Source organism: Anaeromyxobacter sp. SG66 (assembly GCF_022690805.1).
Lineage (GTDB): Bacteria > Myxococcota > Myxococcia > Myxococcales > Anaeromyxobacteraceae > Anaeromyxobacter > Anaeromyxobacter soli.
Genome location: NZ_JALCZC010000015.1, coordinates 1 through 14,676, shown reverse-complemented (window position 1 = coordinate 14,676; position 14,676 = coordinate 1). Strand labels below are relative to the sequence as shown.

Annotated in this window: 12 protein-coding genes; 9 read left to right on the top strand and 3 right to left on the bottom strand. The window is 76.2% G+C overall.

From position 1 onward, the window contains the following. Positions 1–48 precede the first annotated feature (48 nt). The 9 genes from MNZ39_RS06825 to MNZ39_RS06785 all read left to right on the top strand — a co-directional run bounded on the left by MNZ39_RS06825 (position 49) and on the right by MNZ39_RS06785 (position 12,670). Positions 49–1,260, top strand: coding sequence for a folylpolyglutamate synthase/dihydrofolate synthase family protein (locus MNZ39_RS06825; protein WP_242336484.1), 1,212 nt, complete (start codon positions 49–51; stop codon positions 1,258–1,260). A 91-nt stretch (positions 1,261–1,351) separates the two neighbouring features. Next, positions 1,352–2,899, top strand: coding sequence for an AMIN domain-containing protein (locus tag MNZ39_RS06820; RefSeq protein WP_242336481.1), 1,548 nt, complete (start codon positions 1,352–1,354; stop codon positions 2,897–2,899). A gap of 41 nt (positions 2,900–2,940) precedes the next feature. Continuing rightward, positions 2,941–5,436, top strand: a complete 2,496-nt coding sequence (locus tag MNZ39_RS06815) for an LPS-assembly protein LptD (protein ID WP_242336478.1) — start codon at positions 2,941–2,943, stop codon at positions 5,434–5,436. A gap of 80 nt (positions 5,437–5,516) precedes the next feature. Next, complete coding sequence (locus tag MNZ39_RS06810; protein WP_242336475.1) at positions 5,517–6,161, top strand: TetR/AcrR family transcriptional regulator; 645 nt, start codon at positions 5,517–5,519, stop codon at positions 6,159–6,161. A gap of 205 nt (positions 6,162–6,366) precedes the next feature. Then, entirely contained in the window at positions 6,367–7,953 is a 1,587-nt protein-coding gene (gene serA, locus MNZ39_RS06805) for a phosphoglycerate dehydrogenase (RefSeq protein ID WP_242336472.1), read from the top strand. A gap of 140 nt (positions 7,954–8,093) precedes the next feature. After that, a complete protein-coding gene (gene hisZ, locus MNZ39_RS06800; protein ID WP_242336469.1) occupies positions 8,094–9,122 on the top strand; it encodes an ATP phosphoribosyltransferase regulatory subunit in 1,029 nt (342 codons plus the stop codon). 93 nt (positions 9,123–9,215) lie between these two features. Then, complete coding sequence (locus MNZ39_RS06795; protein WP_242336466.1) at positions 9,216–10,511, top strand: adenylosuccinate synthase; 1,296 nt, start codon at positions 9,216–9,218, stop codon at positions 10,509–10,511. Between the two features lie 186 nt (positions 10,512–10,697). Further along, positions 10,698–12,092, top strand: coding sequence for a tetratricopeptide repeat protein (locus MNZ39_RS06790; protein ID WP_242336463.1), 1,395 nt, complete (start codon positions 10,698–10,700; stop codon positions 12,090–12,092). Positions 12,093–12,250: 158 nt separating this feature from the next. Beyond that, positions 12,251–12,670 (top strand): hypothetical protein, encoded by a 420-nt coding sequence (locus MNZ39_RS06785; protein ID WP_242336460.1) that lies wholly within the window; start codon positions 12,251–12,253, stop codon positions 12,668–12,670. Between the two features lie 3 nt (positions 12,671–12,673). Here the strand turns inward: MNZ39_RS06785 and MNZ39_RS06780 are convergent, their stop codons facing one another. The 3 genes from MNZ39_RS06780 to MNZ39_RS06770 all read right to left on the bottom strand — a co-directional run. After that, complete coding sequence (locus MNZ39_RS06780) at positions 12,674–13,462, bottom strand: FHA domain-containing protein (protein WP_242336457.1); 789 nt, start codon at positions 13,460–13,462, stop codon at positions 12,674–12,676. A gap of 139 nt (positions 13,463–13,601) precedes the next feature. Then, positions 13,602–13,862, bottom strand: coding sequence for a hypothetical protein (locus MNZ39_RS06775; RefSeq protein ID WP_242336454.1), 261 nt, complete (start codon positions 13,860–13,862; stop codon positions 13,602–13,604). A gap of 8 nt (positions 13,863–13,870) precedes the next feature. Beyond that, positions 13,871–14,676: ComEC/Rec2 family competence protein (locus tag MNZ39_RS06770; protein ID WP_242336452.1), on the bottom strand; the 806-nt coding region annotated here is incomplete at its 5' end.

Below are 14,676 nucleotides of genomic sequence, written 5' to 3'. Positions count from 1 at the left end.
GCCGCGCCCGGCCCGGCGCGGTCCCGCGGCGCGCGCTAGCACACCGCCATGGCCGATCCCCACGCCTACCTCGCCGGGCTGCAGCCGCTCGCGATGCGCTTCGGGCTCGAGCGGATGCAGCGCGCCCTCGACGCGCTCGGCCGTCCGGAGCGCGCCTACCCCGTGCTGCACGTCGGCGGCACGAACGGCAAGGGCTCCACCTGCGCGATGGCCGCCGCCGCCCTCGAGGCCGCCGGCCACAGGGTCGGCCTCTACACCTCGCCTCACCTCGTCCGCTTCAACGAGCGGATCCAGGTTGCGGGCGCGCCCATCGGAGACCTGGACCTCGCCTCGGCGATCGAGGAGATCCGCCGGGCCTGCCCGTGGCACGACGCGGGCGAGGAGGGCGACCGGCTGACCTACTTCGAGTTCGCGACGCTCGCCGGCCTCCTCCACTTCGCGCGCGCGGGCGTCGGCGCCGCCGTGGTGGAGGTGGGGCTCGGGGGGCGCTTCGACGCGACGAACGCGATCGTGCCGCGCGTCACGGCGATCGCCGCCATCGGCCTCGACCACACGCAGCTCCTCGGCGACACCGTCGAGCAGATCGCCTTCGAGAAGGCCGGGATCTTCAAGCCCGGCGTGCCGGCGGTGGTGCACGGGCGCCAGCCGCCCGGGGCGCTCGAGGCGCTGCGGACGGAGGCGGCGCGGCGCGGCGCGCCGTTCGTCGTGGCCGCCCCCGACTACCCGGGCCCGATCGCGCTCTCCGGGCCGCACCAGCGGGGGAACGCCGCGCTCGCCCACGCGGCGCTGCGCGCGCTGGCGCGCGCCGGGGTCGCGGTTCCGGACGAGGCGATGGCGCACGGCATCGCGACCGCGCGCTGGCCGGGGCGGCTCGAGGAGCTCTCGGGCGTGCTGCTCGACGGCGCACACAACCCGGACGGCGCCGCCGCCCTCGCCGCCGCGCTCCGGGCGATGTACCCCGGCCGACCGGTCGAGCTCGTGTTCGGGGTGCTCGCCGACAAGGACCACGCGCACATGCTGGCCGCGCTCGTCCCGGCCGTCCGGGCGCTGCACGTCGTCACGCCTGCGTCCGCGCGGGGGCGGCCCGCGGCCGAGGTCGCCGAGGCGGCGCGCCGCCTGGGGGCCCGGGCGGACGTGCACGGCTCGGTCGCCGAGGCGATCGACTGCGCGCGAGGCGCCGCGGCGCCGGACGGCGTGGTCTGCGTCGCCGGCTCGCTCTACCTCGTGGGTGAGGCGCGCGGGCTCCTCGCGCCCAGGTAGTCAGATATCGCATTGGAACCCCTGGGCTTTTTTTGAGGGGGCGGCCGGTCGCATGCTAACCTGCCCGCCGACCTTTCTGGGGAGCCCACGCATGCGTCCTCGCCACCTCGTCGCGCTGGTCCTCGCCTTCGCGGGCAGCAGCGCCCGCGCCGCCGGCGCCCTCAACGTCGTCACCGCCGTCGAGGTGAAGGACGAGGGCGCCGCCGTGGTGCTCCAGGTGAAGGGCTCGAAGCCGCCGAACTTCACGACCTTCTCGATGGCCGATCCGCCGCGCTTCGTGATCGACCTCTCCGAGGCGCGTCTCCAGGGCGTCCCGGAGGACCTCGTCGTCCGGAACGGCGTCGTGAACCTCGTGAAGAACCTGTCGTACGGCTCCGAGGCGACCGCGATCGCCCGGATCATGGTGGCGTTCCAGGTCGAGGTCGATCCGCCGGAGGTGCTGGCCGAGGGGAACACGCTCGTCGTCCGGGTCGCGAAGCCGGCGGGGGCGTCCCCGGCCGTGGCGGCCGACGACGGCGCCCGCGCGCGCGAGGCGGAGGAGGCGAAGGCTCGCGCCGCGGCCGAGAAGAAGGCGCAGGAGGAGGCCGCCGCCCGCGCCGCAGCCGAGGCCCAGGCGCGCGCCGAGGCGGAGAAGGCCGAGGCTGCGGCCGCGGCGGAGAAGGCGCGGGTCGCCGAGGTCGCGGCCGCGGAGGAGAAGGCGCGAGCCGCCGAGGTCGCGGCCGCGGAGGAGAAGGCGCGGGCCGCCGAGGCGGATCGCGCCAAGGCCGGGGTCGAAGCCGACGCGCAGCCGGCGAGCGCGGCGGCGGAGGAGCAGTCCCGCGCGGAGGCCGAGGCGAAGGGCGCCGCCGAGGCGCGCGCGGCGTACGAGAAGGAGCGGCAGGAGGAGGTCGCGAGGTCCGAGGCCGAGGCCCAGGCCCGGTCGCGCGCGGAGGGGGAGGCGCGCGAGGCCGAGGCCAGCGCGCGCGCGGAGGCGGACCGTCGGGCAGAAGAGGAGGCCGGCGCGCGCGCTGCGGCCGAGGCTCGGGCCGCATCGGAGCGCGAGCTCGCCGCGGCGAACGGCAAGGCCGCCGCGCTCGACGAGGCGCCCGCGCCGGAGCGGTCCCGGGGGGCGGCAGCGGAGTCGCATCCGGAGCCGGCGGCCGCGGTGGCCGAGACGGCCGCCGAGGCGTCCGCCGGGCGGCTCGACGTGGGGGCGCCGCGGGCGCAGCTCCGCGAGGTCGGGTTCAAGCAGATGTCCGGGGTCTCGCGCGTCTTCGTGCGCACCAGCGTGACGCCCCGGTTCTCCGTCCAGGACGTGGGCGAGAACGTGATCCGGGTCGAGCTCGAGAACACGCGCGCGACGCGCCGGAACGACCTGCGTCACCTCGACACGTCGTTCTTCTCCTCCGCGGTCGCGGTCGTCACCCCGGCGCGCCGCGGCTCGAGCTACGTCCTCGACATCAAGCTGCGCGAGCGGGTCCCGTACCAGCAGCGGATCGAGGGCGACATGCTCGCCATCGACTTCGAGCGGCCCGCCGCGCCGGCGTCACTGCCGGTGGCGGGGCCCGCCGGGGCCGCGCCGGGCGGCGGCGCCGCTGCCGACCCCGTCCCGGCCGCGCTCGAGGGCGAGGCGCCCGCGACGACGCCGGCCGCGAATTGACGCGACAGCGACGGCGCGCCGCGTAGAATCGCGCCCTCGCCGTGCACCGCACTCCGCTCCTCGCCGTTGTCGCGCTCGCGGCGCTCGCCGCGCACCTCGCCGCCGCCCAGGCGCCGGCGACCGCTGCGCGTCGGGGCGCCCTCCCGGAGGGAGACGTCCACGTCGACGCCGGGACCGTCACCTACGACGCGTCCACCGGGAGCTTCCTCGTCGAGGACGGGGCCGTGCTGCGGAGAGGCACCGTCGTCCTGCGCGCGCGGACCGCCCGCTATGACCCCGAGACGGGCCAGGTCGTGGCGACGGGCGGCGTCCTCCTCACGGACGCCACGCGCGCGGTGGCCGCGGATGGGGTCACCGCGGTGCTCGGCGGCCCGTTCGAGGCGCAGGACGTCGTCGCGTTCCTGAAGAGCGGGCCCGTGGAGCTCGGCGGGGCCGAGTCCATCGACGCGGCGCGCGGCCTCGGCCAGAACCGGCTCGTTTTCTCCGGCAAGTCGCTGCAGGGGGACCCCTCGGGACGGCTGAAGCTGTCCGGCGCCCGCCTCACGCTCTGCGACTGCGGGGCGGGCCGCGCGCCCTCGTGGGAGATCCGCGCGGCGAACGCCGAAATCATCGCGGGGAAGCGCGCCACGCTCTCGTGGCCCGTCGTCTACGTCACGCCCCGGTTCCTCTTCGTCGATCACCCCGTGCCGGTCCTCCCGCTGCCGTGGCTCTACCTGCCGCTCGGCGAGCGGCAGACGGGGCTCCTGGTCCCGCAGCTCGTGTCGAGCGGCGCGACCCGCTTCGCCGTCGACGTCCCCCTGTTCGTCACGCTGGGGCGAAGCGCCGACCTGACCTTCACGCCGGGCTACGCGTTCGGCCCGGGCAGCGCGGCGGTGGACAAGGGCAAGCCCGCCGTGCGCGGGCCCACCGCGCGGCTCGAGGGCCGCTGGGCCCCGGCGGTCGGGGCGGCGGGCCGGGCCGAGCTGACCTGGCTCCGGGACCTGGACGCCGAGCCGGGCGGTGAGTCCGGGAGCCGCTACGCGGTCGCCCTCGCCCACGCCCAGCGCTTCTCCGAGCGCACCTCGCTCCGCGCCGACCTCGCGCTCTACAGCGACCCGCTCCTCGCGCGCGACTTCTCGACCGACATCCTCGCGCGCGGCACGAGCTACCGGCGCTCGGACCTCGTGGTCGAGCACGCGCGGGACGCGCTCGTGCTGGAGGCGGGCGCCTCCTACCTGCAGCCGTTCCTCGTCTCGCCGGAGGGCTACGGCCTGTTCGGACGCGACGTAGACGAGCTGCACCGCTGGCCGTGGGCCTCGGCGACGCTGCTTCCGAGCTTCCTCGGGCCGCTGCGGGTGGAGGGGAGGGCGGGCGCGGCCCGCTTCGCGCCGGCTGCGTCGCTCGACGGAGGGACCCTCCGCGGCCTCGTCGCCGATGGCGCGGCAGGTGTGCCGTACGAGCTCCCGCGTCCGTCGGGCGTGGACCGGGTGCTGCGGCCCGGCGCCTCTCGCGGCGACGTCGGGCTGGAGGTCGCGGCCCCGCTGCAGCTCGGGAACGCGCTCGTGGTGGAGCCGTTCGTCCGCGGTGCGGCGCTCGGCTACGCGTTCGAGGACGGGACGGATCCCGCCATGCAGGCGTGGGGAGTCGCCGGCGCGCGCCTCGAGACGACCTTCGGGCGCGCGTTCGGGGCGATCCGGCACCGGGTGACGCCCTGGGTCGAGTGGCGGCTCGGGAGCGAGTCGGCGGGCAACGCGGATCTCCCGGCGGCGTACGACTCGCTCGACCGGGTCGAGCGCTCGTCGCTCGTGACGCCCGCGGGCGCGCCGGGGCCGGTGGAGCTGCCGCTGCCCATCCTGTCCGCCGCTCCGCGCGGCCGCTTCCAGCAGCTGCGTGCCGCGGTCGACACGCGCCTCTCCCTGCGCGGGGCCGACGTGCTCCGGCTCGAGCTCGGCCAGGACTACGACGTCGAGACCGGCCGGCTCGCGGAGACGTTCACGAGCGGCGAGCTGCGGGCGGGCCGCTTCAGCGCGGACGCCGCGGCGCGCTTCCTCGCCTTCGGCGGGCGCAAGGAGCCGGTGCCGCTCACCGGCGTGCCGCGGCTGCCGTCCTCTCCGCTCGATCGACTCACCGAGCTCCGAGCCTTCGGGTCCGTCTCCGATCGGCGCGGAGATGCGCTCCGGCTCGGGCTCCTCTCCATCGGGAGGGGCGCCTCGGGCAGCCTCGTCGCCGGGCTGGATCCGCTGTTCGATCTGCGGCCCGCGCCGCTCGAGGCGGTGGCGCAGGGGAACGCCGGCGTCACCGCCCGCCTTGGGGGAGCGACGGCGACCTACGACGTGCTCTTCCCGGGCCGTCCGGTGGTCCGCTCCTGCCCGGACCGTACCCGCGAGGTGGGTGCGCTCCACATCCAGCAGCACGTCGCGACGTTCGCCTGGCAGTCGCCCTGCCGCTGCTTCCGGGTGGCCGCCAGCCTCACCCTGAACGACTGTGGGGGGTTCACTCCTCGGATGATGATCGATTTGGCCCCGGTGGGGTCGACTCTCGCAGGTGCGAGTCGGTAGACTCTCTCCCCCCAGGCGGAGCGACTCGTCCGCCATTCGCGGGGGTTGCGATACGTGAACCTCGACTGGAGAATCGACGGGTGAGCCGGACCCGAACACCGCCGCCGCACGCCGCGCGGAACGCCGAGGGGAACGAGCCCGAGAAGCGCCGCGCCATCCTCCACGCCGCGGTGCGCGTGTTCGCGGAGAAGGGCTACCACGGCTGCCGCATCGCCGACGTGGCGCGGGCCGCCAACGTCGCGTACGGGCTCGTGTACCACTACTTCCGGAACAAGGAAGAGCTGCTCGAGAGTGTCTTCGCCGAGCAGTGGACGATCCTCATCAACGCCATCCGGGCCATCGACGAGGGGCCCGGTACGGCGGCCGACAAGGTCGCGGCCATCTTCGGGTTCGTCTTCGACGTGTACAAGGCGGCCCCCGCCGCGGTGCGCGTCCTCATCCTGGAGGTGACGCGCACGCCGCAGGGGCTCCGCGCCGGCTCGACCCGCGAGACCTTCGACCGCGCCGTCCACCTGGTCGCGGACGTGGTCCGTCAGGGCCAGCAGGCCGGCGAGCTCCGCGCGGAGCTGGACCCGGTCATCGCCGCGGCGGGCCTCCTCGGCGCCCTCGAGCTCGCGATGACCGGCATGGTGATCGGCATCGTGCCCGCGGGGGACGAGGCCGCGGTGGACCGGGTGAAGGGCGAGGTCGTCGAGCTCGTCTGCGGCGGGCTGCGGCGCCGCTGAGCGGCACCCGGCCCCCGATCGACTGCGCGCGCCCCGCCGGGAGCTTTTGCCGGGCGGTGCCCCCGAACAGAATCCCTTCCCCCATGCCGCGCTGCGGCGTCGGTGGGTCGCCGGCCGGATCGCCCGGGCGGCGGGCTCGTGATCTTTCGCCGGCGCGCGGCGCGCTGCCGGCATCCGGCCCCGCGGGGCCGAGCAAGGGTGAGTGATGGCGGCGCGCGTGCTCGTGTCGGACGACCTCTCGCCGGAGGCGGTGAGGATCCTCCAGGCGGCAGGGCTGGAGGTGGACGTGAGGGTGGGCCTCAGGCCCGAAGAGCTCGAGCGGATCATCGGCGACTACGACGGCCTCGCGGTGCGGAGCGCCACGAAGGTGACCGCGCGCCTGCTCGAGAAGGCCGCCCGGCTCAAGGTGATCGGGCGCGCCGGGGTCGGCGTCGACAACGTGGATCTCGCGGCGGCCACCCGCCGCGGCGTCGTGGTGATGAACACGCCCGGGGGCTCGTCGATCACGGTGGCCGAGCTCGCGCTCGCCATGATCCTCGCCCTCTCGCGCCACGTGGCCGCCGCCACCGCCAGCGTGAAGGGTGGCAAGTGGGAGAAGAAGCGGTTCCAGGGCCACGAGCTCGCCGGCAGGACGCTCGGGGTCGTGGGGATCGGGAACATCGGCTCGGTCCTCGTCGAGCGGGCCCTCGCCATGCGCATGCGCGTCGTCGCGTTCGACCCCTTCATCTCGCCCGAGGCGGCCGCCAAGCTCGGCGCGTCGCTCGTGGACCTCGAGACCCTCTGGCGGGAGGCGGACGTCGTCTCGGTCCACGTGCCCCTCACCGAGAAGACGCGGAACCTCGTCGACGTGGCGGCGCTCGCCAAGATGAAGAAGGGCGCGATCCTCGTGAACTGCGCCCGGGGCGGCATCGTGGACGAGCGGGCGCTCGCCGAGGCGCTGCGCTCGGGACACCTCGCGGGCGCGGGGCTCGACGTCCTCGAGCAGGAGCCGCCGCCCGCCGATCACCCGCTGCTCGCGCTCGAGAACGTGCTCCTCACGCCGCACATCGGCGCCTCGACCGAGGAGGCGCAGTCGGCGGTGGCCATCGCGGTCGCCGAGCAGCTCTCGGACTACCTGGTGCGGGGCGTCGTGCGGAACGCCGTGAACGCGCCGGGGCTGCCGCCGGAGATGATGGAGCAGCTCGCGCCGTACCTGCCGCTCGCGGAGAAGCTCGGCGCGCTCGCGGCGCAGCTCGCGCCGCCGGGCCCGACCGAGGTCGCGGTGGAGGTCGCCGGCGAGCTCGCCTCGGTGCCGCTCCGCCCGCTCGTCGCGCGCGCGCTCGCCGGCGTCCTGCGGCCGTTCCTCGACACGCAGGTGAACGAGGTGAGCGCCCCGGCCATCGCGCGGGAGCGCGGGCTCGCGGTGCGGGAGACGCGCTCGGCCGAGCCGCACGACTACGCGAGCCTGGTGACCGTCACGGTCCGCGGCGCGGGCGGCGAGGCCCAGGTCGCCGGGACGGTGTACGGGAAGCGGGACGCGCGCATCGTGCGGGTGAACGCGTTCCGGGTCGAGGCGGTGCCGGACGGGCAGGTGATCCTCTGCGAGAACGACGACGCGCCCGGCGTCTTCGGCAGCCTCGGCACGACGCTCGGGGCCGCGGGCGTGAACATCGCCCGCATCTCGCTCTCGCGCGTGGAGGATCGCTCGCGGGCCTTCGCCTTCCTCAACGTGGACTCCGCGCCGTCGCCGGAGCTCCTCGAGCGGCTGCGCCGCCTGCCTCACGTCCGGTCGGTCCAGGCGATCTCGCTCTAGGCGCGGTCGCGCCGGCGCTCCAGCGGGCGCGTGGCGGCGATCCGGGCCGGCGATCCGCGCGGCCCGCGGGGCGGCTCACCGGCGCAGCCCGCGGCCGATCCCCTTTCGCGTCCGGACCGGGGCGGATAGAGTCGCGCGCGATGCTCGACCTCTCGCTCCCGTCCGGCCTGCGCGACCTCCTCCCCGATCACTCGGCGCACCTCGCCGAGCTGTCCGCGAAGCTCCAGGAGGTGTTCTCGCGCTTCGGCTACCGGCGCGTGTTCCTGCCCACGCTCGAGCGGCTCGACGTGGTGGAGCGCGGGCTCTCGGCCGCGGCGCTCGCGGACGTCATGAAGTTCGTCGAGCCCGGCTCCGGAGAGGTCGTCGCCATCCGGCCTGACATCACGCCGCAGATCGCGCGGCTGTACGCGGCGCGCCCGGACGCGCTGCCGTCGCCGGCGCGGCTCTGCTACGACGGCCCGGTGCTGCGCGCCCGCGAGGCGCGGGCGGGCCGTCCCCGCGAGGTCTACCAGGCCGGCGTCGAGCTGCTCGGCGCGGGCGGGCCGTCCGCGGACGCGGAGGCGCTCGTGGTGCTGGCGCGCGCGCTCGAGCGGGTGGGGCTCGGCGCCGCCGTGCTGGAGGTCGGCCACGCGCGCTTCGCGCACGCGGTGATCGACGGGGCGGGGCTCGCGCCGAAGGGGCGCGCCGCCGCGTGGGAGGCGCTCTCCCGCAAGGACGAGGACGCCCTCGCCGCGCTCGCGAAGAAGGGCCGCGGCGAGGCCGCCGCCCGCGCAGCGCTCCCGGAGCTCGCGACGCTGTACGGCGACGGCGCGCTCTCCCGCGCCCGCAAGCTCGTGCGGGACGTCCCCGGCGCCGCCACGTCGCTCGGCCAGGTCGAGGCGGCGCTCAGGATCGCCCGGCGCCGGGGGGTCAAGGACGTCTCGGTGGATCTCGGGGAGACGCGTGGCCTCGGGTACTACACCGGCATCACCTTCGCCGGCTACGCGCCGGGGGCGGGGAGCGCGGTCGCGGCGGGCGGCCGTTACGACGAGCTCCTCGAGCGCTTCGGCCGGCCCGGGCCGGCGATCGGCTTCGCCGTCGACCTCGAGTTCGCGACCCAGGCGCTCGAGCGTGCCAACGGCCGGGCGGGCGAGCGCACCGCGCGGTCCCGCCGCAGCCGTCCGCGCTAGCGGATCCCGGTCCGCCCTGGTATCGTGCCGCACCTGCGTCGGCGCTGCGACCGCGAGGTGCGCGCGCCGGGAGTCCACCCAGGGAGCCATCACATGCCGAACGTGGTCGTCGTCGGAGCCCAGTGGGGCGACGAGGGCAAGGGAAAGATCGTCGATCTCCTCACCGAGCACGCGGACGTCGTCGTCCGCTTCCAGGGGGGGAACAACGCCGGCCACACGCTGGTGGTGAACGGCGAGAAGACGGTCCTCCACCTCATCCCGGCGGGCATCCTCCACCCCGGCAAGTCGTGCGTCATCGGAAACGGCGTCGTCTTCGACCCCGAGGTCTTCGTCATGGAGGTGGACCGGCTCAAGAGCCGGAACGCCCTCGCCGACGACGCCCAGCTCGTGGTGTCGCTCGACGCGCACGTGATCATGCCGTGGCACAAGGCGATCGACATCGCGCGCGAGCAGGCGATGGGCGCCGGGAAGATCGGGACGACCGGCCGCGGCATCGGGCCGACCTACGAGGACAAGGTGGCGCGGCGCGGGCTGCGGATCCGGGACCTCGTCGACGCCTCCCGCCTCGAGCGCAAGGTGAAGGAGCGGCTGCCGGCGGCGCGGGAGGAGCTGCGCCGGCTCGGCGCCACGCCCGACCTCGACGAGGCGGCGATCGTCGCCCGCTACGCGGAGCTCGGCCGCCGCGTCGCCCGCTACGCCGCGGACGTGTCGCTCTGGCTCCACCGCGCGCTGCAGAACGGCAAGCAGCTGCTGTTCGAGGGCGCGCAGGGGACGATGCTCGACGTCGATCACGGCACGTACCCGTTCGTCACGAGCTCGAACACCGTCGCGGGCAACGCCGTGGTGGGGTGCGGCCTCGGGCCGACCGCCGTGGACTACGTCCTCGGGATCTCCAAGGCTTACTCCACGCGCGTGGGCGGCGGTCCTTACCCGAGCGAGCTCAAGGACGAGACCGGCGAGCGGCTGCGCAAGATCGGCGGCGAGTTCGGCGCGACCACCGGCCGGCCCCGCCGCACCGGGTGGCTCGACGTCCTGGCGCTGCGCTACGCCGCTCGCGTGAACGGGCTGCACGGCATCGCGATGACGAAGCTCGACGTGCTCACCGGGTTCGACACGGTGAAGATCGCCGTCGGCTACCGCGTGGACGGCAAGGTGCTCGACGAGATGCCGTCGGATCCGGAGCTGCTCGAGCGGGCCGAGGCCATCTACGAGGAGCTGCCGGGGTGGAGCGAGAAGCTCGACCACCTCCGGAGCTGGGACGACCTCCCGCCCCGCGCGCGCGCCTACGTGAAGCGCGTGGAGGAGCTCTCGGGCGTGCCGGTGGTCGGACTCTCCGTCGGCGCCGACCGCGGGCAGACGATCCTGCTCGAGAACCCGTTCCGCAAGTAACCCTCGGGCGCACGCGGTGGGCGCGTCCTCGCGCCCGCCGCGCACCTCTTCCGCGTTCCACGCACAGCGGCGCCATCCCAGGCGCCGCCTCGCGCGGCGCCGAGGGCGGTCGCTTCGGCTCTGAGCGGTCGCGCCTCGAGCGCCGCCGCCTTCGCTGGTCGTGCGCTCGGGCGTATCATGCGCGCCATGCGCGCTCTCGCCCTGTTCGCAGTCCTCCAGGTCGCTCCGGCGCTCGCGCTCGCGCAGGGGGCGCCCGGGACGGCGCCCTCGAGCGGCGCGCGCCCGGTCGTGCAGAGCGCCGGCGCGAGCCCCGCGGCTCCGCCGTCGAGCGTGACGGGCGTGACGGCCGCCCCGGCTCCCGGCACGACGACCGTGACCGCCGCTCCGAGCTCTCCTCAGCCGTCGACCGCGGCCCCGACCGCCAGCGCGAGCCCGACCCCGACTGCAGCCCCCGCGGCCACAAATCCGGCCGCGACCGCGAGTCCGGCCGCGACCGCGAGTCCGGCCCCGGCCGCGACGGCGAGCCCGGCCGCGACGGCGAGCCCGGCCGCGACGGCGAGCCCGGTCGCGACGGCGAGCCCGGTCGTGACCGCCAGTCCGGCCCAGACGCCGGCCGCGAGCCCCGCCGCGACCCCGACCGCCGCTTCCGTTCCCGTCGCGCCCACGGCCGCCGTCGCGGAGCGGCTCGCGCAAGGCGATCGCGCCTTCGGGGCGGGTGACGTCCGCGGCGCGCTCTTCGCCTATCAAGACGCGGTCTACCTCCAGCCCGGGTACGCCTTCGCGCGCGTGAAGCTCGGGCGCGCCTACCTCGCGCTCCGCTACCCCGCGCAGGCCATCGCGCAGGGGGAGCTCGCGCTCGCGTCCGATCCGGCCAGCGACGACGCGCGCCGGCTCCTCGAGGAGGCCCGCGCCGCCCGGATCCCGGCGCCCGCCCTTTCGGCCTCGCCGGCGCCGCAGCCCGTGCCCGCCGCTGCGGCTGCGGCGCCCGCTGCGCCCGCGCTCGGCGCGCCCACCGGCGCCATTCCTGCGGGGGCGACGGTCGTCGTCGTGATGCCGGCGGGGGTGGCCCCCGGAACGACGATCGCCGTGCCGTCCGCGGCCCCCGCGGCCGCTCCGGCCCCGCCGGGGACCCAGCCACGCACCTACCGTCTCACGCCCGAGCCGTACGACGCCCCTGCGCCCCTCCCTGCGGCGTCGGCGCAGGCCGGCGGGCCAACCGCCGCGCAGCGCTACCGCAGCGCGCTCGACCTCGTCGCGCGCCGCGAGTACGGCGCGGCGATCGCGCTCCTCGACGACGCGATCGCGCTCGATCCGCGGCTCGCCGTCGCATACACGGCCCGTGCGAGCGCGAAGTTCGGCCAGAGACGGTTCCGCGAGGCGGCCGACGACTACAAGGCTGCGCTCGGCCTCGACCCGGCCCTCGGGACTCCGCTGTACGGCCTCGCCGAGTGCTACCGGCTCCTCGGCGACCCGCTCGCGGGCGAGCTGTACCGCCGTTACTCGAATAGCCACGCCCGGGACGTGCGCGAGGAGCTTCGGTCGGTCGCGCGCGCCCGCGCAGACGAGCTCTCCGGCCGCTGATCCTGGAGGCGCGGCCCCCTCGGCCGCGCGGCCGCCTCCGCCCCCGCGCGGAGGGCGGTCGCGTGCCGCGCACGAGCGCTCGGGTCGCCCGGGCCCGGCCCCAATCGTACCGCGCCGCCCGTCTGGCCCACCTCCGTGGGCGGCCGTACACTTGGGGCATGGAGGCGGCGCGGATCTACAAGACGCGCCTGCCGCTCCGGATCGCGGTCGCCACGGCGGGCACGTTCTGGTTCGGCGTGCTCGTCGTGCTCCTCGGCGCCCCGGGCGCGGAGCCGCGCGCCGTGCTCGGCGCGACGCTGTTCCTCGCCTTCTTCGCGGTGTTCACCGTCCTCTACGCCCGGACGTCCATCACCGTGACGGACGACGGCATCGTGGCCGCGACGCCCTTCAGCCGCCGGCCCGTGCGCTACGAGGAGATCCGCGAGATCATCGTGCAGGACGGGCTCGGCGGGCGCGTCTACGCCCTGTTCACGCAGCGCGGGCGCGTGCAGTTCACGAGCCTCTTCGCTCGCCACCGCGAGCTGTTCGAGCTGCTCCTCGAGCGGGCGGACCTCTCGCCGCAGCGGCTCGGGCGCTGAACCTCACGATGAGGACGCGAGCGCCAGCGCCGCGGCGGAGAGGCCGAGGAGCGCCGCGGCGGTGAGGTGCGCGAGGGGGAGCCGAGGCGCCCTTCGGCCGGGCGCGTCGGCCGAAGCGGGGAGCGCGGCGCACGTGCGCGCGCCCGGGTGGACGAAGACGAGCGTCGTGTCTCCGACCGTGAGCTCGTCGCCGTCGCGGAGCGCGCAGGGCAGGCGCTCGAGCCGCATGCCATTCACGCGCAGGCCGTTCTTGGAGCCGAGATCCTCGATGAAGGCGCCCTCCGCGTCGAGGCGCAGCCGCGCGTGACGGCGCGACGCCTGGGCGTCCCGGACGCGGATGTCGGCCGCGCGCCCGCGCCCCAGGACCTGCTCGGCGCCGAGCGGGTGCCGCGCCCCGGCCTCGGGCCCGGTGACGACGACGAGGTGCACGCCGCCGATCGGCGCCTCCGGGATCGCCGAGGCATCCCGGAGCAGCGCCGCCGCGGCGACGCGGGTGCCCTCCGCGGCGACGGCGGCGGGGAGGGCGATGCGGTGGCCCCCGAGCTCGACCGACTCGCCGGAGCGGAGCAGGCGGCGCGCGCCCGCAGGCAGGGGCCGCCCCGCCGCGCGAGCGCCCGACACGCACGCCTCCACCACCAGGCCGGCCGCGCACGGCAGGAGGCGGAGCGCGCAGGGGGGAGCGCCAGGCAGCTGGAGGTCGTCGGCGCGCGATCCGCCGGCGGTCGCGGGGGAGGAGAGGTCGCGCCGCTCGGGGTCGGCACCGGCGCACTGGAGCATGAGCGTCTGTCGCACGAGGCCGTGGGATCCAGCGCCCGTGCCAGCGGGCCCCGAGCACGGGCCACGAGATCTCGCGAGGTTGGACGGGCGGCCTGGCTGAGGGGGTCCGCCGCGCGGCCCGGCCGGCACGGCGCGCGCCCTTTCGCGGCCAGCGCTATCCGGAGTCGGAGCCGACGTGCCAGCGGCTCTCGGCCCGCGAGCGCTCGGAAGGATCGCCCTCGAAGCGCAGGTAGCCGTTCAGCTCCAGGGTGTCCACGAGCGTCTCGGCCTCGAACTCGCCGATGCCGAGCTCGTGCACCAGGACGTCCCGGAAGTAGCTCCGGCCGCGGAGGTATCCGACGGGAGGCTCGGTCGGGGGGATGTGACGGCGAATCCGCTCGGCGACGTCGGCCAGGTCGAAGTCCTCGATGCCCACAGGCAACCCTAGGGGCGCTCCCATAGGATCGCCAGGGGGTCGAGGGCGGCCGAAGCGGGCACGCGGGTGACGCGGCGCCCGTCCGAGAGCAGCCGGACCGCCCCCTCCTCGTCCGTCCGGAGCACTGCGGCGCCCGCCGCGCGCCAGCGCTCCACCGCCTCGGCATGGGGGAAGCCGAAGCGGTTGTCCCGGCCGAGGCTCACGACGGCGAGCGCCGGGCGCACCGCCCGGACGAACGCCTCGCTCGAGGACGTCCGGCTGCCGTGGTGCGGCACCTTCACGACGTCGGCCCGGAGCCCGCCCCTCGAGAGCGCCGCGGCCTCTCCCGCGTGCTCGACGTCGCCGGGGAACAGGAACGCGGTCGTGCCGTACCCGACGCGCAGCACGACCGAGGCGTCGTTCGCGCCGAGCCCTTCGCGGTCCCCGCCCAGCACGTCGAAGCGGACGCCGGCCCGCTCCCATCCGTCGCCGGGGGCCAGGGGAACCGGCGCCAGCGCCGCGAGCACGCGCGCCACCTCGCCCTCGGCGGGTGCGCCGTTCGAGAACACGAGGTCGATCGGGACCGCGCCCGCGACCGCGGCGAGGCCGAGGGCGTGGTCGGGGTGCGGGTGCGAGACGAAGACGGCGGCGAGGCGGGTGACACCCAGATCGCGGAGGAGGGGGACGACGTCGCGCGCGCCGGGATCCGCGCCGCCGTCCGGAGCGCCGCCGGTGTCCACCAGCACGGCGCTGCCGTCCGGGAGCCGCAGGAGCGCCGCGTCGCCCTGGCCCACCGAGAGGAACAGGACCTCGAGCCCGCCGCGCGCCTCGGCCG